The organism is Microvirga antarctica (genome assembly GCF_017921815.1).
In the GTDB taxonomy this organism is placed as follows: domain Bacteria; phylum Pseudomonadota; class Alphaproteobacteria; order Rhizobiales; family Beijerinckiaceae; genus Microvirga; species Microvirga antarctica.
Window position 1 is genome coordinate 1 of record NZ_JAGEMM010000204.1, and the last position, 280, is coordinate 280.

The window sequence follows — 280 nt, forward strand, 5'->3', positions numbered from 1 at the left end:
GGATACTCTTTGACCATTTCGCCTAGCACGCCCTGAATTTCCGACATATGCGCGCCGAACATGGTTTCCGCCATCCAGGCGATCCCGTATACCGCGACAATCGCAATCATACCGGAACGAAAAACTTCGTTTTTTGAGATAGACGCAGGATTGGTTTTGGTCAGGATGATAATGAGCGCCCCGGTCAGCAGCATAAACATCTGAATGACCAGCACCATCGACAACGGTTTGCCGCCGAAGGTTGGACGTAAGTCGGAGTCCGCGCCCAGGAGAGCGACCA

The 280-nt window shown here is 53.2% G+C and carries 1 protein-coding gene; it reads right to left on the reverse strand.

Going from position 1 to position 280, the window contains the following annotated elements; all coding sequences use genetic code 11:
* Window positions 1-280 (reverse strand): anaerobic C4-dicarboxylate transporter family protein (locus tag J4G32_RS21500; protein WP_281413614.1); only part of this gene is annotated, 280 nt, incomplete at both ends.